This window comes from Pseudomonas sp. ASL7 (assembly GCF_056680375.1).
In genome coordinates, this window is sequence record NZ_CM155279.1 from 4,142,662 (window position 1) to 4,163,382 (window position 20,721).

18 protein-coding genes and 1 tRNA gene are annotated in these 20,721 nt (G+C 55.1%); all 19 read right to left on the reverse strand.

Annotation, left to right across the window (positions count from 1 at the left end; all coding sequences use genetic code 11):
• Positions 1-14: 14 nt before the first annotated feature.
• The gene (gene rplB, locus AC1MDT_RS19205) at positions 15-839 is read right to left on the reverse strand and encodes a 50S ribosomal protein L2 (RefSeq protein WP_003176423.1); all 825 of its coding nucleotides are present in this window, start codon (positions 837-839) and stop codon (positions 15-17) included.
• Between the two features lie 14 nt (positions 840-853).
• Entirely contained in the window at positions 854-1,153 is a 300-nt protein-coding gene (gene rplW / locus AC1MDT_RS19210) for a 50S ribosomal protein L23 (protein WP_002555488.1), read from the reverse strand.
• Positions 1,150-1,752 (reverse strand): 50S ribosomal protein L4, encoded by a 603-nt coding sequence (gene rplD, locus AC1MDT_RS19215; RefSeq protein ID WP_007896707.1) that lies wholly within the window; start codon positions 1,750-1,752, stop codon positions 1,150-1,152. Before rplD ends, rplW begins: the two co-directional genes overlap by 4 nt.
• Before the next feature lie 12 nt (positions 1,753-1,764).
• Positions 1,765-2,400, reverse strand: coding sequence for a 50S ribosomal protein L3 (rplC, locus tag AC1MDT_RS19220; RefSeq protein WP_003186059.1), 636 nt, complete (start codon positions 2,398-2,400; stop codon positions 1,765-1,767).
• Between the two features lie 80 nt (positions 2,401-2,480).
• Positions 2,481-2,792 carry a 30S ribosomal protein S10 gene (gene rpsJ / locus AC1MDT_RS19225; protein WP_003186070.1) on the reverse strand — a complete coding sequence of 104 codons (312 nt, stop codon included), beginning with the start codon at positions 2,790-2,792 and terminating at the stop codon, positions 2,481-2,483.
• Positions 2,793-2,948: 156 nt separating this feature from the next.
• The gene (gene tuf, locus AC1MDT_RS19230) at positions 2,949-4,142 is read right to left on the reverse strand and encodes an elongation factor Tu (protein WP_007896660.1); all 1,194 of its coding nucleotides are present in this window, start codon (positions 4,140-4,142) and stop codon (positions 2,949-2,951) included.
• Between the two features lie 31 nt (positions 4,143-4,173).
• On the reverse strand, positions 4,174-6,279 hold the full coding sequence (gene fusA, locus AC1MDT_RS19235) for an elongation factor G (RefSeq protein WP_414908692.1): 2,106 nt from the start codon (positions 6,277-6,279) through the stop codon (positions 4,174-4,176).
• 30 nt (positions 6,280-6,309) lie between these two features.
• Positions 6,310-6,780, reverse strand: a complete 471-nt coding sequence (rpsG, locus tag AC1MDT_RS19240; RefSeq protein ID WP_002555493.1) for a 30S ribosomal protein S7 — start codon at positions 6,778-6,780, stop codon at positions 6,310-6,312.
• Between the two features lie 118 nt (positions 6,781-6,898).
• Positions 6,899-7,270, reverse strand: coding sequence for a 30S ribosomal protein S12 (rpsL, locus tag AC1MDT_RS19245; RefSeq protein ID WP_002555494.1), 372 nt, complete (start codon positions 7,268-7,270; stop codon positions 6,899-6,901).
• Positions 7,271-7,486: 216 nt separating this feature from the next.
• Entirely contained in the window at positions 7,487-11,686 is a 4,200-nt protein-coding gene (rpoC, locus tag AC1MDT_RS19250; protein ID WP_480418507.1) for a DNA-directed RNA polymerase subunit beta', read from the reverse strand.
• 64 nt (positions 11,687-11,750) lie between these two features.
• Positions 11,751-15,824, reverse strand: coding sequence for a DNA-directed RNA polymerase subunit beta (rpoB, locus tag AC1MDT_RS19255; protein ID WP_253432684.1), 4,074 nt, complete (start codon positions 15,822-15,824; stop codon positions 11,751-11,753).
• A gap of 220 nt (positions 15,825-16,044) precedes the next feature.
• Positions 16,045-16,410 carry a 50S ribosomal protein L7/L12 gene (gene rplL / locus AC1MDT_RS19260; RefSeq protein WP_038981298.1) on the reverse strand — a complete coding sequence of 122 codons (366 nt, stop codon included), beginning with the start codon at positions 16,408-16,410 and terminating at the stop codon, positions 16,045-16,047.
• 74 nt (positions 16,411-16,484) lie between these two features.
• On the reverse strand, positions 16,485-16,985 hold the full coding sequence (gene rplJ / locus AC1MDT_RS19265; RefSeq protein WP_038981297.1) for a 50S ribosomal protein L10: 501 nt from the start codon (positions 16,983-16,985) through the stop codon (positions 16,485-16,487).
• Positions 16,986-17,183: 198 nt separating this feature from the next.
• Complete coding sequence (gene rplA / locus AC1MDT_RS19270) at positions 17,184-17,879, reverse strand: 50S ribosomal protein L1 (protein WP_008041297.1); 696 nt, start codon at positions 17,877-17,879, stop codon at positions 17,184-17,186.
• Positions 17,879-18,310, reverse strand: coding sequence for a 50S ribosomal protein L11 (gene rplK, locus AC1MDT_RS19275; RefSeq protein ID WP_008008888.1), 432 nt, complete (start codon positions 18,308-18,310; stop codon positions 17,879-17,881). The genes rplA and rplK overlap by 1 nt, the downstream gene beginning before the upstream one ends.
• A 117-nt stretch (positions 18,311-18,427) precedes the next feature.
• The gene (gene nusG / locus AC1MDT_RS19280) at positions 18,428-18,961 is read right to left on the reverse strand and encodes a transcription termination/antitermination protein NusG (protein ID WP_007896622.1); all 534 of its coding nucleotides are present in this window, start codon (positions 18,959-18,961) and stop codon (positions 18,428-18,430) included.
• Positions 18,962-18,970: 9 nt separating this feature from the next.
• The gene (secE, locus tag AC1MDT_RS19285) at positions 18,971-19,339 is read right to left on the reverse strand and encodes a preprotein translocase subunit SecE (protein ID WP_480418508.1); all 369 of its coding nucleotides are present in this window, start codon (positions 19,337-19,339) and stop codon (positions 18,971-18,973) included.
• A 45-nt stretch (positions 19,340-19,384) separates the two neighbouring features.
• Positions 19,385-19,460, reverse strand: a tRNA-Trp gene (locus tag AC1MDT_RS19290).
• Between the two features lie 53 nt (positions 19,461-19,513).
• On the reverse strand, positions 19,514-20,707 hold the full coding sequence (gene tuf, locus AC1MDT_RS19295; protein ID WP_007896619.1) for an elongation factor Tu: 1,194 nt from the start codon (positions 20,705-20,707) through the stop codon (positions 19,514-19,516).
• Positions 20,708-20,721: the final 14 nt, after the last annotated feature.

The window sequence follows — 20,721 nt, forward strand, 5'->3', positions numbered from 1 at the left end:
TCGTATCCCTCTATTTACTTGCGACGACGGACGATCATTTTGTCGGTACGCTTATTACCACGAGTCTTCGCGCCCTTAGTCGGGAAGCCCCATGGCGATACCGGATGACGACCACCAGAGGTACGACCTTCACCACCACCATGTGGGTGGTCAACCGGGTTCATGGCAACACCACGAACGGTTGGGCGAACGCCACGCCAGCGTTTGGCACCAGCTTTACCCAGCGAACGCAGGCTGTGCTCGGAGTTCGAGACTTCACCCAGGGTCGCGCGGCATTCAGCCAGCACTTTACGCATCTCACCAGAACGCAGACGCAGGGTCACGTAGACACCTTCACGAGCGATCAGCTGAGCCGAAGCACCAGCGGAACGAGCGATTTGCGCGCCTTTACCTGGCTTCAATTCGATGCCGTGTACGGTGCTACCAACTGGAATGTTACGCAGTTGCAGAGCGTTGCCCGGCTTGATCGGCGCCAGAGCACCTGCGATCAGCTGGTCGCCAGCACTCACGCCTTTAGGGGCGATGATGTAGCGACGCTCGCCATCTGCGTACAGCAGCAGAGCGATGTGAGCAGTACGGTTTGGATCGTATTCAATACGCTCGACAGTGGCAGAGATGCCATCTTTGTCGTTGCGACGGAAATCGACCAGACGATAATGCTGCTTATGGCCACCACCGATGTGACGAGTGGTAATGCGACCATTGTTGTTACGACCACCAGTCTTCGATTTTTTCTCGAGCAGCGGTGCGTGAGGAGCGCCTTTATGCAGCTCCTGGTTGACCACCTTGACCACAAAACGGCGGCCAGGGGAAGTCGGTTTGCATTTAACGATTGCCATGATGCACCCCTTCCTTACTCAGCACTGCTGCTGAAATCGAGATCTTGGCCTGGCTGAAGGGAGATAACTGCCTTCTTCCAGTCATTACGCTTGCCCAGACCGCGAGCAGTGCGCTTGCTCTTACCCAGAACATTCAGGGTAGTAACACGCTCTACTTTCACGCTGAACAGGCTTTCGACGGCCTTCTTGATTTCCAGCTTGGTTGCGTCAGTTGCAACCTTGAAAACGAACTGGCCTTTTTTGTCAGCCAGAACCGTAGCCTTCTCGGAAACGTGCGGGCCAAGCAGAACTTTAAATACGCGTTCCTGGTTCATCCCAGCAGCTCCTCGAATTTCTTCACGGCCGACACGGTGATCAACACCTTGTCGTATGCGATCAGACTAACTGGATCGGAACCTTGCACGTCACGTACATCAACGTGTGGCAGGTTACGAGCAGCCAGGTACAGGTTCTGATCAACCACTTCAGACACGATCAAGACGTCAGTCAGGCCCATGCCGGTCAGTTTGTTCAGCAGATCTTTGGTCTTCGGTGCATCAACAGCGAAGTCCTGAACCACAACCAGACGATCAGTACGCACCAGCTCAGCAAGGATGGAACGCATTGCTGCGCGATACATCTTCTTGTTCAGCTTCTGGGTGTGATCCTGAGGACGAGCTGCGAAAGTGGTACCGCCGCCGCGCCAGATTGGGCTACGGATAGTACCGGCACGAGCACGGCCAGTACCTTTCTGACGCCATGGGCGCTTACCGCCACCACGAACGTCGGAACGGGTCTTTTGCTGCTTGCTACCTTGACGGCCGCCGGCCATGTAGGCCACGACTGCCTGGTGAACCAGCGTCTCGTTGAATTCGCCGCCAAATGTCAGTTCGGAAACTTCGATCGCTTGAGCGTCATTTACATTTAATTGCATGTCAGCTTCCCCTTAACCGCGAGCCTTGGCTGCTGGACGTACAACCAAGTTGCCGCCAGTAGCGCCAGGAACAGCGCCCTTGACCAACAACAGATTGCGTTCAGCGTCCACGCGCACTACTTCGAGGGACTGCACGGTCACGCGCTCAGCGCCCATATGACCGGACATTTTTTTGCCCTTGAATACACGACCAGGAGTCTGGCACTGGCCGATAGAGCCTGGAACGCGGTGGGACACGGAGTTACCGTGGGTATTATCTTGCCCGCGGAAGTTCCAACGCTTGATCGTACCCTGGAAGCCTTTACCCTTGGACTGACCGGTTACATCAACCAGTTGACCAGCGGCGAAGATTTCAGCGTTGATCAGATCGCCGGCCTGGTACTCGCCTTCTTCAAGACGGAATTCCATTACGGTACGACCAGCGGCAACGTTCGCTTTAGCGAAGTGGCCAGCCTGAGCAGCTGTAACACGCGAAGCACGACGCTCGCCTACAGTGACTTGCACTGCACGATAGCCATCGGTCTCTTCAGTTTTGAACTGGGTGACGCGATTCGGCTCGATCTCAATGACCGTGACCGGAATGGAGACACCTTCTTCGGTGAAAATACGGGTCATACCGCATTTACGACCGACTACACCAATAGTCATGTTGTAAACCTCATGAGTGTACGGGGCTTTCACCCGCTATGGCCGCCCATTTCAGAGCGTTACACGACTAAGACCGAGTCTTAGCCGAGGCTGATCTGCACTTCCACACCGGCCGCAAGATCAAGCTTCATAAGAGCATCAACGGTTTTATCCGTTGGCTGGACGATGTCCAGAACGCGCTTATGAGTACGGATCTCGTACTGGTCACGCGCGTCTTTGTTGACGTGCGGGGAGACCAGAACGGTGAACCGCTCTTTACGGGTAGGCAGTGGAATTGGACCACGCACTTGAGCACCAGTACGTTTCGCGGTTTCCACGATTTCCTGGGTGGATTGGTCGATCAGGCGATGGTCAAAAGCCTTCAACCTGATACGGATTTGCTGATTTTGCATTGGATTTCAGACTCCGGCTGCTATTCCCACCGAGCGCAATACGCCCGTTAAAAGGAGGCGCAATTCTATAGACGCCCCAGATAGGTGTCAACCCAATAAAAAAGCCCCCGCTAAGCGGAGGCTTTTTCAACTCATCAAAGCTTACTCAAAAAGAGCTTACTCGATGATTTTGGCTACGACGCCAGCGCCGACGGTACGACCGCCTTCACGGATAGCGAAACGCAGACCGTCTTCCATTGCGATGGTCTTGATCAGGGTGACAACCATTTTGATGTTGTCGCCCGGCATTACCATTTCAACGCCTTCTGGCAGCTCGCAGTTACCAGTCACGTCAGTAGTACGGAAGTAGAACTGTGGACGGTAGCCTTTGAAGAACGGAGTGTGACGACCGCCTTCTTCCTTGCTCAGAACGTAGACTTCAGCTTCGAACTTGGTGTGCGGCTTAACCGAACCCGGCTTAACCAGAACCTGGCCACGCTCAACGTCGTCACGCTTGGTACCACGCAGCAGAACGCCGCAGTTCTCGCCAGCACGACCTTCGTCGAGCAGCTTACGGAACATTTCAACACCGGTGCAGGTGGTGACGGTAGTGTCACGCAGACCAACGATTTCCAGTGGATCTTGAACCTTGACGATACCGCGCTCGATACGACCAGTTACAACAGTACCGCGACCGGAGATCGAGAATACGTCTTCGATTGGCATCAGGAACGGCTTGTCGATAACACGAACTGGATCTGGGATGTAGCTGTCCAGAGTCTCAACCAGTTTACGAACGGCAGTGGTGCCCATTTCGTTGTCGTCTTGGCCGTTCAGTGCCATCAGAGCCGAACCGATGATGATCGGAGTGTCGTCACCTGGGAAGTCGTAAGTGCTCAGCAGATCGCGCACTTCCATCTCAACCAGTTCCAGCAGCTCAGCGTCGTCAACCATGTCAGCCTTGTTCAGGAAGACAACGATGTACGGAACGCCAACCTGACGGGACAGCAGGATGTGCTCACGGGTTTGTGGCATCGGACCATCAGCGGCCGAGCAAACCAGGATAGCGCCGTCCATCTGAGCAGCACCGGTGATCATGTTCTTCACATAGTCAGCGTGACCTGGGCAGTCAACGTGAGCGTAGTGACGGATCAGCGAGTTGTATTCAACGTGCGCGGTGTTGATGGTGATACCACGAGCCTTTTCTTCCGGAGCGCTGTCGATTTTGTCGAAAGCAACTACGGCCGAACCGAAAACTTCGGAGCAGACGCGAGTCAGAGCAGCGGTCAGCGTGGTTTTACCGTGGTCGACGTGACCGATGGTGCCAACGTTGACGTGCGGGAGGGTACGGTCAAATTTTTCTTTAGCCACGACAATTAACTCCTAGCCTAAAGGGGCTGAATCAGCCTTGTTTTTTGGTAACAGTTTCGACGATGTGCGACGGAGCTGTATTGTATTTTTTGAATTCCATAGAGTAGCTTGCGCGACCTTGGGACATGGAACGAACGTCGGTTGCGTAACCGAACATTTCACCCAACGGAACCTCGGCGCGAATCACTTTGCCGGAAACCGTATCTTCCATACCCAGGATCATGCCGCGACGACGGTTAAGGTCGCCCATCACGTCACCCATATAGTCTTCAGGTGTAACAACCTCTACCGCCATGATCGGCTCAAGCAACTCACCACCGCCCTTCTGGGCCAGTTGCTTGGTTGCCATGGAAGCAGCCACCTTAAACGCCATCTCGTTGGAGTCGACGTCGTGGTAGGAACCATCAAACACGGTAGCCTTCAGGCCGATCAGCGGATAGCCGGCCACAACGCCGTTCTTCATCTGCTCTTCGATACCCTTCTGGATAGCCGGGATGTATTCCTTAGGAACCACACCACCCACTACTTCGTTCAGGAATTGCAGACCTTCCTGACCTTCGTCAGCAGGAGCAAAACGAATCCAGCAATGACCGAACTGGCCACGACCGCCGGACTGACGAACGAACTTGCCTTCAATCTCGCAACTCTTCGTGATGCGCTCACGGTACGAAACTTGAGGCTTACCGATGTTGGCTTCGACGTTGAACTCACGGCGCATCCGGTCAACCAGGATGTCCAGGTGCAACTCGCCCATGCCGGAGATGATCGTTTGACCAGTCTCTTCATCAGTCTTGACGCGGAAAGACGGGTCTTCTTGAGCAAGTTTGCCCAGAGCGATACCCATTTTTTCCTGGTCGTCCTTGGTCTTAGGCTCTACGGCAACCGAAATAACCGGCTCCGGGAAGTCCATGCGAACCAGGATGATTGGCTTGTCAGCGTTGCACAAAGTTTCACCAGTGGTGACGTCCTTCATGCCGATCAAGGCCGCGATGTCGCCAGCGCGTACTTCCTTGATTTCTTCACGGGCGTTTGCGTGCATTTGCACCATACGACCCACGCGCTCTTTCTTGCCTTTAACCGAGTTGATCACGCCGTCGCCGGAGGCCAACACGCCCGAGTAAACTCGAACAAAGGTCAAGGTACCCACGAATGGGTCGGTAGCGATCTTGAACGCCAGAGCCGAGAACGGCTCGCTGTCGTCTGCGTGACGCTCCATTTCCTTGGTCTCGTCATCCGGGTCAGTACCCTTGATGGCAGGAATGTCGGTAGGAGCCGGCAGGTAGTCGATAACGGCGTCGAGAACCAGGGGAACACCCTTGTTCTTGAAGGAAGAACCGCAAACAGCCAGAACGATCTCACCAGCGATAGTACGCTGACGCAGAGCGGCCTTGATTTCCGCGTTGGTGAGTTCTTCACCTTCGAGGTACTTGTTCATCAGTTCTTCGCTGGCTTCGGCCGCAGCCTCAACCATATTGCCGCGCCACTCGTTAGCCAATTCCTGCAGTTCAGCAGGGATAGGCTCGCGACGTGGAACCATGCCTTTGTCAGCGTCATTCCAGTAAACAGCTTCCATGGCGATCAGATCGATCTGACCCTGGAAGTTGTCTTCGGAGCCGATAGCCAACTGGATTGGCACCGGAGTGTGACCCAGACGCTGCTTGATCTGACCGATCACGCGCAGGAAGTTCGCACCAGCACGGTCCATCTTGTTTACGTAAACAAGACGAGGAACGCCGTACTTGTTGGCTTGGCGCCATACGGTTTCCGACTGAGGCTCAACACCCGAGGTACCGCAGAACACAACGACCGCACCGTCGAGAACACGCAGGGAACGCTCAACTTCAATAGTGAAGTCAACGTGGCCCGGGGTGTCGATGACGTTGAAGCGGTATTGATCTTTGTGCTGCTTCTCGGAACCCTGCCAGAAGGCGGTAATGGCAGCAGAAGTAATGGTAATACCACGCTCCTGCTCCTGCACCATCCAGTCTGTGGTCGCGGCGCCGTCATGCACCTCGCCCATTTTGTGACTTTTGCCGGTGTAAAAAAGGACGCGCTCGGTGGTGGTGGTTTTACCAGCATCCACGTGAGCAACGATACCGATGTTACGGTAGCGGTTAATCGGTGTTGTACGAGCCATAAAGCCCTCGCAAAATTAGTGACGCTAAAATTAGAAGCGGTAGTGCGAGAAAGCCTTGTTGGCTTCAGCCATACGGTGCACGTCTTCACGCTTCTTAACTGCAGCACCTTTACCTTCAGCGGCGTCCAACAGTTCGCCAGCCAAACGCAGAGCCATAGACTTCTCGCCGCGCTTGCGGGCGAAGTCTACCAACCAGCGCATTGCCAGGGCGTTACGACGGGACGGGCGAACTTCGACCGGAACCTGGTAAGTAGCACCGCCTACACGGCGCGACTTCACTTCGACCAGCGGAGCGATGGCGTCGAGAGCTTTCTCGAAGATTTCCAGGGGATCGCTGTTCTTGCGTTCTTTAACCTTTTCCAGCGCGCCATAAACGATACGCTCGGCAACGGCTTTCTTGCCGCTTTCCATAACGTGGTTCATGAACTTGGCCAGGATTTGGCTTCCGTATTTTGGATCGTCAAGCACTTCGCGCTTGGCTGCTACGCGTCTTCTTGGCATGGATAAGCCCTCAAACGGTCTTCAGGTTCGCTCGGAATCGGTGCCCTTACGGGACGCCTCCGACCTTACTCTTATCGACTCAGAAAAATAGAAAATCAGTTTTTACAAAAAGCCACTACTACTTAGGCTTTTTGGTACCGTACTTCGAACGACCTTGGTTACGACCTTTAACGCCGGAAGTATCCAAAGAGCCGCGAACGGTGTGGTAACGAACACCTGGCAAGTCTTTTACACGACCGCCACGGATCAGTACGACGCTGTGCTCTTGCAGGTTGTGGCCTTCACCGCCGATGTACGAGGAAACCTCGAAACCGTTGGTCAGACGCACACGGCATACTTTACGCAGTGCCGAGTTAGGTTTTTTCGGCGTGGTGGTATACACACGGGTGCATACGCCACGACGTTGCGGGCAGTTCTGCAGCGCAGGCACGTCGGATTTCTCGACGATACGCTTACGCGGCTGACGTACCAGCTGGTTGATAGTTGCCATCTACTAGCTCCACTGTTGTCTTGCGACGCTATTGTCTTGCAAGAAAAGCAAAATGGCAGGAACGAATTCCCGCCAAATTTAGGGGTACAAGAGTCTAAAGAGGATCTTGTCCCCAGTCAAGGCAAGGCCCCGACCTCCCCGCTCATCCAACCTCGACAATTTGTCTTGATTCGATGAACGGGACTGCCGGGGCCCCACGCTTATTTACCGCAGAACTCAGTTACCGCTCGAGTTCAGTGCTTCGGTCAGTGCAGCTTCCACTTCACTGGCGCTTACGCGCAACGGTTTGTCAGCTTCACGGCGACGCTTGCGCTCGCTGTGATATGCCAGACCGGTACCGGCCGGGATCAAACGACCCACGACTACGTTTTCTTTCAGGCCGCGCAGGTAATCGCGTTTGCCGGTTACCGCCGCTTCGGTCAGTACACGTGTGGTTTCCTGGAAGGAAGCCGCCGAGATGAACGATTCGGTGGACAACGAGGCCTTGGTGATACCCAACAGCACGCGAGTGAACTTGGAAACGAATTTCTCGTCGCCAGCCAGACGCTCGTTCTCTACCAGAACGTGAGTCAACTCCATCTGGTCGCCCTTGATGAAAGTCGAATCGCCAGACTCAGCGATTTCAACCTTACGCAGCATCTGACGCAGGATGGTCTCGATGTGCTTGTCGTTGATCTTCACGCCTTGCAGACGGTAAACGTCCTGGATCTCGTTCACGATGTACTTGGCCAGCGCACTTACACCCAGCAGACGCAGGATGTCGTGTGGATCGCTCGGGCCGTCGGAGATAACTTCGCCGCGGTTTACCTGTTCGCCTTCGAAGACGTTCAGGTGACGCCACTTCGGAATCAGCTCTTCGTACGGATCGCTACCGTCGTTCGGGGTGATAACCAGACGGCGCTTGCCTTTGGTCTCTTTACCGAACGCGATGGTGCCGCTGACTTCAGCCAGAATCGAGGCTTCTTTCGGACGACGGGCTTCGAACAGGTCAGCAACACGCGGCAGACCACCGGTGATGTCACGGGTCTTCGAAGTCTCTTGCGGAATACGAGCGATAACATCACCGATCGCGATTTTCGCACCGTCCGCAACACCGACAAGGGCGTTGGCAGGCAGGAAGTACTGAGCAATTACGTCGGTACCCGGCAGCAAGAGATCCTTGCCGTTGTCATCAACCATCTTCACAGCAGGACGGATATCTTTACCGGCAGCTGGACGGTCTTTGGCGTCGAGTACTTCAATGTTGGTCATACCGGTCAATTCGTCAGTCTGACGCTTGATCGTGATGCCTTCTTCCATGCCCACGTAGGTCACGGTACCTTTCATTTCGGTAACGATTGGGTGAGTGTGCGGATCCCACTTGGCCACGATTGCGCCAGCGTCGACCTTGTCACCTTCTTTAACCGAAATCACGGCGCCGTACGGCAGCTTGTAACGCTCGCGCTCACGACCGAAGTCGTCAGCAATTGCCAGCTCACCGGAACGGGACACAGCAACCAGGCAACCATCTACTCGCTCAACGTGCTTCAGGTTATGCAGACGGACGGTACCGCCATTTTTCACCTGAACGCTGTCGGCTGCGGAGGTCCGGCTTGCCGCACCACCAATGTGGAACGTACGCATGGTCAGCTGGGTACCCGGCTCACCGATGGACTGGGCAGCGATAACGCCGACCGCTTCACCGATATTCACCTGGTGACCACGAGCCAAGTCACGGCCGTAGCACTTGGCGCAAATGCCATAGCGGGTTTCGCAGCTGATCGGCGAACGCACGATCACTTCGTCGATGCTGTTCAGCTCGATGAATTCAACCCACTTCTCGTCTACCAGCGTGCCGGCAGGAACGATGATTTCTTCGGTACCTGGCTTGAACACGTCACGGGCAATAACACGACCCAATACGCGCTCACCCAACGGCTCAACAACGTCACCGCCTTCAATGTGCGGAGTCATTACCAGGCCATGCTCGGTGCCGCAATCGATCTCGGTCACAACCAGATCCTGCGCCACGTCTACCAGACGACGAGTCAGGTAACCGGAGTTCGCTGTTTTCAACGCGGTATCCGCCAAACCTTTACGAGCACCGTGAGTCGAGATGAAGTACTGAAGTACGCTCAAACCTTCACGGAAGTTCGCGGTAATCGGCGTCTCGATGATGGAACCGTCCGGCTTGGCCATCAGGCCACGCATACCGGCGAGCTGACGGATCTGCGCAGCAGAACCCCGTGCGCCCGAGTCGGCCATCATGTACATCGAGTTGAAGGATTCCTGGTCGACTTCGACGCCATGGCGGTCGATGACTTTCTCTTTCGAGAGGTTGGCCATCATCGCCTTGGAAACTTCGTCGTTCGCCTTGGACCAAAGGTCGATCACTTTGTTGTACTTCTCGCCCTGGGTTACCAGGCCGGAGGCGTACTGACTCTCGATCTCTTTCACTTCATCAGTAGCAGCATTGATGATGCGGGCTTTTTCATCCGGGATAACGAAGTCGTTAACACCGATGGAAACGCCGGAAATGGTCGAATAGGCAAAACCGGTGTACATCAACTGGTCAGCGAAGATCACGGTCTCTTTCAAACCAACCACGCGGTAGCACTGGTTGATCAGCTTGGAGATCGCCTTTTTCTTCATCGGCTGGTTGACGACGTCGTACGACAGGCCTGGTGGAACAACCTGGAACAACAGCGCACGGCCGACAGTGGTGTCGACGATACGGGTGTTCTTGACGCTGCCGCCATCACGATCGTTAACGGTTTCGTTGATCCGCACCTTAACCTTGGCGTGCAGTGCGGCTTCGCCGGCACGGAACACACGGTCAACTTCTTGCAGATCTGCGAACACACGACCTTCGCCCTTGGCGTTGATCGCTTCACGAGTCATGTAGTACAGACCCAATACAACGTCCTGCGACGGAACGATGATTGGCTCACCGTTGGCTGGCGACAGAATGTTGTTGGTCGACATCATCAACGCACGCGCTTCCAACTGGGCTTCCAGTGTCAGCGGTACGTGCACGGCCATTTGGTCGCCGTCGAAGTCGGCGTTGTACGCAGCACAGACCAGAGGGTGCAGCTGGATAGCTTTACCTTCGATCAGTACCGGCTCAAACGCCTGGATACCCAGACGGTGAAGGGTCGGTGCACGGTTGAGGAGAACCGGGTGTTCGCGGATTACTTCAGCGAGAACGTCCCAAACCTCTGGCAGCTCGCGCTCAACCATCTTTTTGGCAGCTTTAATGGTGGTAGCGAGACCACGCATTTCCAGCTTGCCGAAAATGAACGGCTTGAACAGCTCGAGAGCCATTTTCTTCGGCAGACCGCACTGGTGCAGACGCAGGGTCGGACCTACGGTAATTACCGAACGACCGGAGTAGTCAACACGCTTACCGAGCAAGTTCTGACGGAAACGACCTTGTTTACCCTTGATCATGTCAGCCAGGGATTTCAGAGGACGCTTGTTCGAACCAGTGATAGCGCGGCCACGACGACCGTTGTCGAGCAGTGCGTCGACGGCTTCCTGCAACATACGCTTTTCGTTGCGCACGATGATGTCCGGAGCGGACAGATCGAGCAGACGCTTCAAGCGGTTGTTACGGTTGATCACTCGACGATACAGATCGTTGAGGTCGGAAGTCGCGAAGCGACCGCCATCCAGCGGGACCAGTGGACGCAGATCTGGCGGCAGAACCGGCAGAACGGTCAGCACCATCCATTCTGGAAGGTTGCCGGAACCCTGGAAGGCTTCCATCAACTTCAGACGCTTGGACAGCTTCTTGATTTTGGTTTCGGAGTTGGTTTGCGGAATCTCTTCACGCAGACGGCCAATCTCGTGTTCCAAGTCGATAGCGTGCAGCAGCTCACGGACAGCTTCGGCACCCATACGGGCATCGAAATCGTCGCCGAACTCTTCCAGCGCTTCGAAGTACTGCTCGTCGTTCAGCAGCTGACCTTTTTCAAGGGTGGTCATGCCTGGATCGATAACGACATAGCTCTCGAAGTAGAGAACGCGCTCGATATCACGCAGGGTCATGTCCATCAGCAAGCCGATACGCGACGGCAGTGATTTCAGGAACCAGATGTGGGCAACCGGCGAAGCCAGTTCGATGTGCGCCATGCGCTCACGACGAACTTTAGCCAGTGCGACTTCAACGCCGCACTTCTCGCAGATCACACCACGGTGCTTCAAGCGCTTGTACTTACCGCACAGGCACTCGTAATCCTTTACCGGGCCAAAGATCTTGGCGCAGAACAGGCCGTCACGCTCAGGTTTGAACGTACGGTAGTTGATGGTTTCCGGCTTTTTAACTTCACCGAACGACCACGAACGGATCATCTCAGGCGATGCCAATCCAATACGGATGGCGTCGAACTCTTCGACTTGACCCTGGTTTTTCAGCAAATTCAGTAGGTCTTTCAAGGCCTTTCCTCCTGGCGGAGCAGAGAGCGGGCAATCCTGCCCCGCTCTCGATTCGCGTCACGTGTTATTCGGTTTCCAGATCGATATCGATGCCGAGGGAACGAATTTCCTTGATCAACACGTTGAAGGACTCGGGCATGCCCGGCTCCATACGGTGATCGCCGTCCACGATGTTTTTGTACATCTTGGTCCGGCCGTTCACATCGTCCGACTTCACTGTGAGCATTTCTTGCAGAGTGTAAGCAGCACCGTATGCTTCCAGTGCCCAGACCTCCATCTCCCCGAAACGCTGACCACCGAACTGCGCCTTACCACCCAGCGGCTGCTGGGTAACCAGGCTGTACGAACCGGTAGAACGAGCGTGCATCTTGTCGTCTACCAAGTGGTTCAGCTTCAGCATGTACATGTAGCCAACAGTAACCGGGCGCTCGAACTTGTTGCCGGTACGGCCGTCGGTCAGCTGCATCTGGCCGCTTTCTGGCAGGTCTGCCAGTTTCAGCATGGCCTTGATTTCGCTTTCCTTGGCACCGTCGAACACTGGAGTGGCCATTGGAACGCCGCCACGCAGGTTCTTCGCCAGATCCAGGATTTCCTGGTCGGAGAAGCTATCCAGATCTTCGTTACGACCGCCGATCTGGTTGTAGATCTCGTCGAGGAATTTACGAAGTTCAGCGACTTTGCGCTGCTCTTCGATCATCCGGTTGATCTTCTCGCCCAGACCTTTAGCCGCGAGGCCGAGGTGAGTTTCAAGGATCTGACCAACGTTCATACGCGAAGGTACGCCCAACGGGTTGAGGACGACGTCGACCGGGGTGCCATTGGCATCGTGCGGCATGTCTTCAACCGGCATGATCACAGAGACCACACCTTTGTTACCGTGACGACCGGCCATCTTGTCGCCCGGCTGGATGCGGCGACGGATTGCCAGGTAAACCTTGACGATTTTCAGCACGCCTGGAGCCAGGTCATCGCCCTGCTGCAGTTTGCGCTTCTTGTCTTCGAACTTGTCGTCCAGCAGACGGCGGCGATCAACGATGTAGGCCTGAGCCTTCTCGAGTTGCTCGTTCAAAGCATCTTCAGCCATGCGCAGCTTGAACCACTGACCATGCTCAAGACCGTCGAGAACTTCGTCGGTGATGTCCTGACCTTTCTTCAGACCGGCGCCGCCTTCGGCTTTGTGGCCAACCAGAGCGGAACGCAGACGTTCGAAAGTGGCGCCTTCAACGATACGGAACTCTTCGTTCAGATCCTTGCGGATCTCGTCGAGTTGAGTCTTCTCGATCGACAGTGCACGAGCATCACGCTCAACGCCGTCGCGGGTGAAGACCTGTACGTCGATGACCGTACCCTTGGTGCCGGTAGGCACGCGCAGGGAGGTGTCTTTAACGTCGCTGGCTTTCTCACCGAAGATGGCACGCAGCAGTTTTTCTTCCGGCGTCAGTTGGGTCTCGCCTTTCGGAGTGACCTTACCTACCAGAATGTCGCCTGCGCCAACTTCAGCACCTACGTAAACGATACCGGCTTCGTCCAGCTTGTTCAGTGCAGCTTCACCCACGTTCGGGATGTCTGCAGTGATTTCCTCTGGCCCAAGCTTGGTGTCACGCGCCACACAGGTCAGTTCCTGAATGTGGATCGTGGTGAAGCGGTCTTCCTGAACCACACGCTCGGACAGGCAGATGGAGTCTTCGAAGTTGAAGCCGTTCCATGCCATGAACGCGATGCGCATGTTCTGACCCAGAGCCAGCTCACCCATATCGGTGGACGGACCGTCGGCCATGATGTCACTACGCTGAACCCGATCACCTTTACGTACCAGCGGACGCTGGTTGATGCAGGTGTTCTGGTTGGAGCGGGTGTACTTGGTCAGGTTGTAGATGTCGACACCAGCTTCGCCGGTTTCAACTTCGTCATCAGCAACACGAACCACGATACGGCTGGCGTCGACGGAATCGATAACACCACCACGACGAGCCACGACGCAAACGCCGGAGTCACGGGCTACGTTACGCTCCATGCCGGTACCGACCAGCGGCTTGTCAGCGCGCAGGGTTGGTACAGCTTGACGCTGCATGTTCGAACCCATCAACGCACGGTTGGCGTCGTCGTGCTCGAGGAACGGGATCAGCGACGCTGCAACCGAAACAACCTGCTTCGGCGATACGTCCATCAAGGTGACGTCTTCCGGCGCCTTGACGGTGAACTCGTTCAAGTGACGAACAGCTACCAGCTCGTCGATCAGGACTTTCTTGTCGTTCATCGTGGCCGAAGCCTGAGCGATCACGTGATCAGCTTCTTCGATGGCGGACAGGAATACGATCTCGTCGGTGACCAGAGCGTCTTTCACCACACGGTACGGGCTCTCGAGGAAGCCGTACTGGTTGGTGCGCGCATAAGCGGCCAGGGAGTTGATCAGACCGATGTTCGGACCTTCCGGCGTTTCAATCGGACATACACGACCGTAGTGAGTCGGGTGTACGTCACGAACTTCAAAGCCGGCGCGCTCACGAGTCAAACCGCCAGGGCCGAGTGCAGACACACGACGCTTGTGGGTGATCTCGGACAGCGGGTTGTTCTGGTCCATGAACTGGGAAAGCTGGCTGGAGCCGAAGAACTCTTTCACCGCCGCAGCCACTGGCTTGGCGTTGATCAGGTCTTGCGGCATCAGGCCTTCGCTTTCAGCCATCGACAGACGCTCTTTGACCGCACGCTCAACACGTACCAGGCCAACGCGGAACTGGTTCTCGGCCATTTCGCCTACGCAGCGAACACGACGGTTACCCAGGTGGTCGATGTCATCGACGATGCCTTTACCGTTACGGATGTCGACCAGGGTCTTCAGTACCGCGACGATGTCTTCTTTGCACAACACGCCCGAACCTTCGATCTCGGTGCGACCGATACGACGGTTGAACTTCATCCGGCCGACCGCAGACAGGTCATAGCGCTCAGGGCTGAAGAACAGGTTGTTGAACAGGGTTTCGGCAGCGTCTTTGGTTGGCGGCTCGCCTGGACGCATCATGCGATAGATCTCGACCAGCGCTTCCAATTGGTTGCTGGTGGAGTCGATCTTCAGCGTGTCAGAGACGAACGGACCGCAGTCGATATCGTTGGTGTACAGAGTTTCGATGCGAACAACCTGGGCCTTGGCGATTTTTGCCAGGATCTCGGTGTTCAGCTCGGTGTTGCACTCTGCCAGGATTTCGCCGGTTGCCGGATGCACGATGACCTTGGCGGTAGTGCGACCCAGGACATAGTCCAGAGGCACTTGCAGCTCTTTGATCCCTGCTTTTTCCAGCTGGTTGATGTGGCGAGCCGTAATACGACGACCTTGCTCGACAATAACCTTGCCTTTGTCATCCAGGATATCCAGGACAGCAATTTCACCACGCAGGCGCTGAGGCACCAGTTCCAGGCTGAGGTTTTCACCCTGCACGTGGAAGACGTTGGTGGTATAGAACGCGTCGAGCACTTCTTCAGTGGTATAGCCCAGCGCGCGCAGCAGTACCGATGCAGGCAGCTTGCGACGACGGTCGATACGCACGAATACGCAGTCTTTCGGGTCGAACTCGAAGTCCAGCCACGAACCGCGGTAAGGAATGATGCGCGCGGAGTAAAGCAGTTTGCCGGAGCTGTGCGTCTTGCCACGGTCGTGGTCGAAGAACACGCCCGGGGAACGGTGCAGCTGGGAAACGATTACACGCTCGGTACCGTTGATTACGAAGGTACCGTTCTCAGTCATCAGGGGGATTTCACCCATGTAGACTTCTTGCTCTTTGATGTCCTTGATCGCTTTGTTCGACGATTCTTTGTCGAAAATGATCAGGCGCACTTTTACCCGCAACGGTACGGCGTAAGTTACACCGCGCAATACGCATTCTTTGACATCAAATGCCGGCTCGCCCAGGCGATAACCGACGTACTCCAGCGCAGCATTGCCGGAGTAGCTGATGATCGGGAAAACGGATTTGAAGGCCGCATGCAGGCCCACGTCGCGGAACTGATCTTTAGTCGCTCCCGCTTGCAAGAATTCACGATACGAATCCAGCTGGATGGCCAGGAGGTACGGCACATCCATGACGTCCGGCAACTTGCTAAAGTCCTTGCGGATACGTTTTTTCTCAGTATATGAGTAAGCCATCAGCGTTCCCCAGCTTGGTCACCTGCTTGTTTGGCCCCTCCCGACGGGAGCAGCCAGAAAATCGTGCAAACCCCATGGTTTGCGCCACCGCATCGGGTGGTTACAGCTCGTTATCGACACCGACCCAGTCGGCTGCCAATAACGGAAAAAGGCCGGTGGCAAGAGCCACCAGCCATCAGCCTTTCGCTTAACGCTCGGGCTGGAGACGCAAAGTCGATGCTTACTTCAGCTCGACTTTAGCGCCTGCTTCTTCCAGAGTGGCTTTTGCTTTGTCAGCTGCGTCTTTCGAAACAGCTTCCAGAACGATGCCAGGAGCGCCGTCAACTACTGCCTTGGCTTCTTTCAGGCCCAGACCGGTCAGTTCACGTACTGCCTTGATCACGTTAACTTTCTTCTCGCCAGCTTCGGTCAGCATGACGTTGAATTCAGTTTGTTCTTCAACAACAGCGGCAGCAGCAGCTGGACCAGCCGATGCAGCAGCAGCGGTAACACCGAAGGTTTCTTCCATCGATTTGATCAGCTCAACGATTTCCACTACGGATTTCTGGCCGATTGCTTCGATGATTTGTTCGTTAGTCAGAGACATGACTCAATTCCTGAATTGGGGGACGGCCTACGCGACCATCGAAATAAACAAAAAACGCGAGAAGTTGACGAGCCTTAGGCTGCAGCAGCTTCTTTCTGGTCGCGAATTGCCGCCAGAGTACGAGCCAATTTGCTGGTAGCGCCTTGAATCACGCTCATCAGCTGGGAAATTGCTTCGTCACGGGTCGGCAGAGTTGCCAGTACGTCGATCTGATTAGCTGCGAGGAACTTGCCCTCGAACGCAGCTGCCTTGATCTCGAACTTGTCCTGACCCTTGGCAAACTCTTTGAAGATACGGGCAGCAGCGCCCGGATGTTCGTTCGAGAATGCAATCAGGGTCGGGCCGGTGAACACGTCGTTGAGAACACTGTATTCAGTGTCAGCAACAGCGCGCTTGAGCAGGGTGTTACGTACAACACGTACGTAAACGCCAGCTTCACGAGCCTCTTTACGGAGTCCGGTCATTGCGCCTACTGTTACGCCACGGGCATCAACCACGACAGCGGACAGAGCGACTTTGGCAGCCTCGTTGACTTCAGCGACGATGGCCTTCTTGTCTTCGAGTTTAATTGCCACGGGTTTAACTCCTGCTTGTTACCGTTTCATCTGGCCGGAGCCGGATGTCGTTTTGGTGTCTGATTCGGTAAGGAACCGGGAGCACCATCTGCGTAGGCTTGAGGTTTAAGACTTGCGCCGCCTACGGTCTTGGATAGCCCCCGCCAGGCAGGGACCCCAATCTTTCAATTGGCGCAATCGCTTGCGCCAACCTTTGTCTTACGCGTCGAGCGAGCTTTGGTCGATGACCAGACCTGGGCCCATAGTGGTGCTCAGGGTAACGCGCTTAACGTAGATGCCTTTCGAGGAAGCTGGCTTGATACGCTTCAGATCAGCGATCAGGGCTTCAACGTTTTCCTTCAGCTTGACGGCGTCGAAGCCGATCTTGCCAACGGAAGTGTGGATGATGCCGTTTTTGTCGGTGCGATAACGAACCTGACCAGCCTTGGCGTTTTTAACCGCGGTAGCTACGTCTGGAGTTACGGTGCCGACTTTAGGGTTAGGCATCAGGCCACGTGGACCGAGGATCTGACCCAACTGGCCTACAACGCGCATTGCATCCGGAGATGCGATAACTACGTCATAGTTCAGGTCGCCGCCTTTCATTTCGGCAGCCAGGTCGTCCATACCTACACGGTCAGCGCCGGCAGCCAGAGCGGCCTCAGCAGCTGGACCCTGGGTGAACACAGCAACGCGAACAGTCTTGCCAGTGCCGTGTGGCAGCACGGTAGCGCTACGTACGACCTGGTCGGATTTACGCGGGTCAACACCCAGGTTTACAGCAACGTCGAACGACTCGCTGAACTTGACAGTCGACAGCTCAGCCAGCAGAGCAGCAGCGTCTACAAAGTTGTAGGACTTGCCTGCTTCGATTTTGCCGGCGATAGCCTTTTGACGCTTGGTCAACTTAGCCATTACACACCCTCCACGTTAAGGCCCATGCTACGAGCAGAACCGGCGATAGTACGCACGGCTGCTTCCATATCAGCTGCAGTCAGATCCGCGTTTTTGGTTTTCGCGATTTCTTCCAGCTGAGCACGAGTCACGGTGCCAACCTTAACGGTGTTCGGACGAGCAGAACCGCTAGTCAGACCAGCCGCCTTCTTCAGCAGAACCGAAGCAGGGGTGGATTTGGTTTCGAAAGTGAAGCTACGGTCGCTGTAAACAGTGATGATCACTGGAGTCGGCAGACCTGGTTCAATACCCTGAGTACGGGCGTTGAAGGCCTTGCAGAATTCCATGATGTTTACGCCGTGCTGACCCAAAGCAGGACCAACAGGTGGGCTTGGGTTAGCCTGAGCGGCCTTCACTTGCAGCTTGATGTAAGCGGTAATCTTCTTGGCCATGAGGCACTCCAATTACGGGTTCGAACGCCTCGAAAGGCTCCCCGGTTACTTGCGCGTTTATCCCAGTGACGACAAAACCCCACAGCCTAGGGCTGCGGGGTTGGGATGCTTGATCAGCTAGACCTTTTCGACCTGGCTGAACTCTAGCTCTACCGGCGTAGAGCGACCGAAAATAAGCACTGCCACTTGGATCCGGCTCTTTTCGTAGTTAACTTCTTCGACCGTACCGGTAAAGTCGGCAAACGGTCCGTCGTTGACACGTACCGACTCGCCTGGCTCGAACAACGTCTTCGGCTTCGGCTTGTCACTACCATCAGCAACACGACGCAGAATCGCTTCTGCCTCTTTATCTGTGATTGGCGCAGGCTTATCAGCGGTACCGCCAATAAAACCCATCACCCGAGGAGTATCCTTGACCAAGTGCCAAGTACCCTCATTCATGTCCATCTGAACCAGCACATAACCTGGGAAGAATTTACGCTCGCTTTTGCGTTTCTGGCCATTACGCATTTCAACCACTTCTTCAGTGGGAACCAGAATTTCGCCAAAGCCATCTTCCATGCCAGCCAGCTTTACGCGCTCTACCAACGAGCGCATGACATGCTTCTCGTAACCGGAGTAAGCATGCACAACGTACCAACGCTTAGCCACGGGACACCCTTAGCCGACAATCAAGGAAACAAGCCAGCCGAGCAGGGAATCAAGCCCCCACAACAGCAACGCCATAACCAGAACAACAGCCACAACAATCAACGTGGTCTGCGTGGTTTCTTGGCGAGTTGGCCATACGACTTTACGAATCTCGGTACGAGCTTCCTTCACCAGCACAAAGAAAGACTTGCCCTTGACTGTCTGCAGGCCTACAAAGGCAGCTACAGCAGCAATGACAAGCAAAACTAGTACACGGTACAGGATCGGCGCAGCATGGTAATACTGATTGCCAACAACGCCAACAACCACCAAAGCAACTACTACTAGCCACTTGAGCAGATCGAAGCGAGAGCCTTGAGCTTCAGCTTTAGGAGTCATCTATGAAGATCCTGTGAAAAGAAAGCCAGACACACCAAGTGAATCTGGCAGGTCAGGAGGGAATCGAACCCCCAACCTACGGTTTTGGAGACCGTCGCTCTGCCAATTGAGCTACTGACCTAAAACAAAATCAGGCCGACCATTATGCCGGCCCGAAAAAGACATTACAACAATTTACTCGATAACCTTCGCTACGACACCAGCGCCGACGGTACGACCGCCCTCACGGATTGCGAAACGCAGACCATCTTCCATCGCAATGGTTTTGATCAGGGTAACGGTCATCTGAACGTTATCACCCGGCATCACCATCTCAACACCTTCTGGCAGCTCGCAGTTACCAGTCACATCCGTTGTACGGAAGTAGAACTGCGGACGGTAGCCCTTGAAGAATGGCGTATGACGACCACCCTCTTCCTTGCTCAAAACATAAACCTCAGCGGTGAACTTGGTATGCGGCTTGACGGTGCCCGGCTTGACCAGAACCTGGCCACGCTCGACATCATCACGCTTGGTACCACGCAACAGAACGCCGCAGTTCTCGCCCGCCCGACCTTCGTCGAGCAGCTTGCGGAACATCTCAACACCAGTGCAAGTAGTTTTGACAGTGTCACGAAGACCAACGATCTCAACTTCTTCCTGAATGCGGACAATGCCACGCTCAACACGACCAGTCACAACAGTACCGCGACCAGAGATCGAGAACACGTCCTCGATCGGCATCAGGAACGGCTTATCAATAGCGCGCTCAGGCTGCGGAATGTAGCTATCCAGAGTCTCGACCAACTTCTTGACGGCAGTGGTACCCATCTCGTTGTCATCTTGACCGTTCAACGCCATCAGCGCAGAACCGATGATGATTGGAGTATCATCACCTGGGAAATCATAAGTGCTCAACAGGTCGCGCACTTCCATCTCAACCAGCTCCAGCAACTCAGCGTCGTCAACCATGTCAGCCTTGTTCAGGAAGACAACGATGTACGGCACGCCAACCTGACGGGACAGCAGGATGTGCTCACGGGTTTGCGGCATCGGACCATCAGCGGCCGAGCAAACCAGAATCGCACCATCCATCTGCGCAGCACCGGTAATCATGTTTTTTACATAGTCGGCGTGACCAGGACAGTCAACGTGTGCGTAGTGACGCACGGCCGAATCGTACTCAACATGAGCAGTGTTGATGGTGATACCACGAGCTTTTTCTTCAGGGGCGCTATCGATCTTGTCGAAGTCAACCTTTGCCGAGCCGAAAACTTCGGAGCAGACGCGGGTCAAAGCAGCAGTCAGAGTGGTCTTACCGTGGTCAACATGACCGATAGTACCTACGTTGACGTGCGGCTTGTTACGTTCGAACTTTTCCTTAGCCATCAAAACTACCCCTA

Excerpts from the sequence above, each read along its gene's own strand:
- rplK (WP_008008888.1), bottom strand. The coding sequence starts at position 18,310 with ATGGCCAAGAAGATTACCGCTTACATCAAGCTGCAAGTGAAGGCCGCT.
- rpsL (WP_002555494.1), bottom strand. The coding sequence starts at position 7,270 with ATGGCAACTATCAACCAGCTGGTACGTCAGCCGCGTAAGCGTATCGTC.
- rplD (WP_007896707.1), bottom strand. The coding sequence starts at position 1,752 with ATGCAATTAAATGTAAATGACGCTCAAGCGATCGAAGTTTCCGAACTG.
- rpsG (WP_002555493.1), bottom strand. The coding sequence starts at position 6,780 with ATGCCAAGAAGACGCGTAGCAGCCAAGCGCGAAGTGCTTGACGATCCA.
- tuf (WP_007896619.1), bottom strand. The coding sequence starts at position 20,707 with ATGGCTAAGGAAAAGTTCGAACGTAACAAGCCGCACGTCAACGTAGGT.
- rplL (WP_038981298.1), bottom strand. The coding sequence starts at position 16,410 with ATGTCTCTGACTAACGAACAAATCATCGAAGCAATCGGCCAGAAATCC.
- rplB (WP_003176423.1), bottom strand. The coding sequence starts at position 839 with ATGGCAATCGTTAAATGCAAACCGACTTCCCCTGGCCGCCGTTTTGTG.
- fusA (WP_414908692.1), bottom strand. The coding sequence starts at position 6,279 with ATGGCTCGTACAACACCGATTAACCGCTACCGTAACATCGGTATCGTT.
- rplW (WP_002555488.1), bottom strand. The coding sequence starts at position 1,153 with ATGAACCAGGAACGCGTATTTAAAGTTCTGCTTGGCCCGCACGTTTCC.
- rpsJ (WP_003186070.1), bottom strand. The coding sequence starts at position 2,792 with ATGCAAAATCAGCAAATCCGTATCAGGTTGAAGGCTTTTGACCATCGC.
- rpoB (WP_253432684.1), bottom strand. The coding sequence starts at position 15,824 with ATGGCTTACTCATATACTGAGAAAAAACGTATCCGCAAGGACTTTAGC.
- rplC (WP_003186059.1), bottom strand. The coding sequence starts at position 2,400 with ATGACTATTGGTGTAGTCGGTCGTAAATGCGGTATGACCCGTATTTTC.
- rplA (WP_008041297.1), bottom strand. The coding sequence starts at position 17,879 with ATGGCTAAGTTGACCAAGCGTCAAAAGGCTATCGCCGGCAAAATCGAA.
- secE (WP_480418508.1), bottom strand. The coding sequence starts at position 19,339 with ATGACTCCTAAAGCTGAAGCTCAAGGCTCTCGCTTCGATCTGCTCAAG.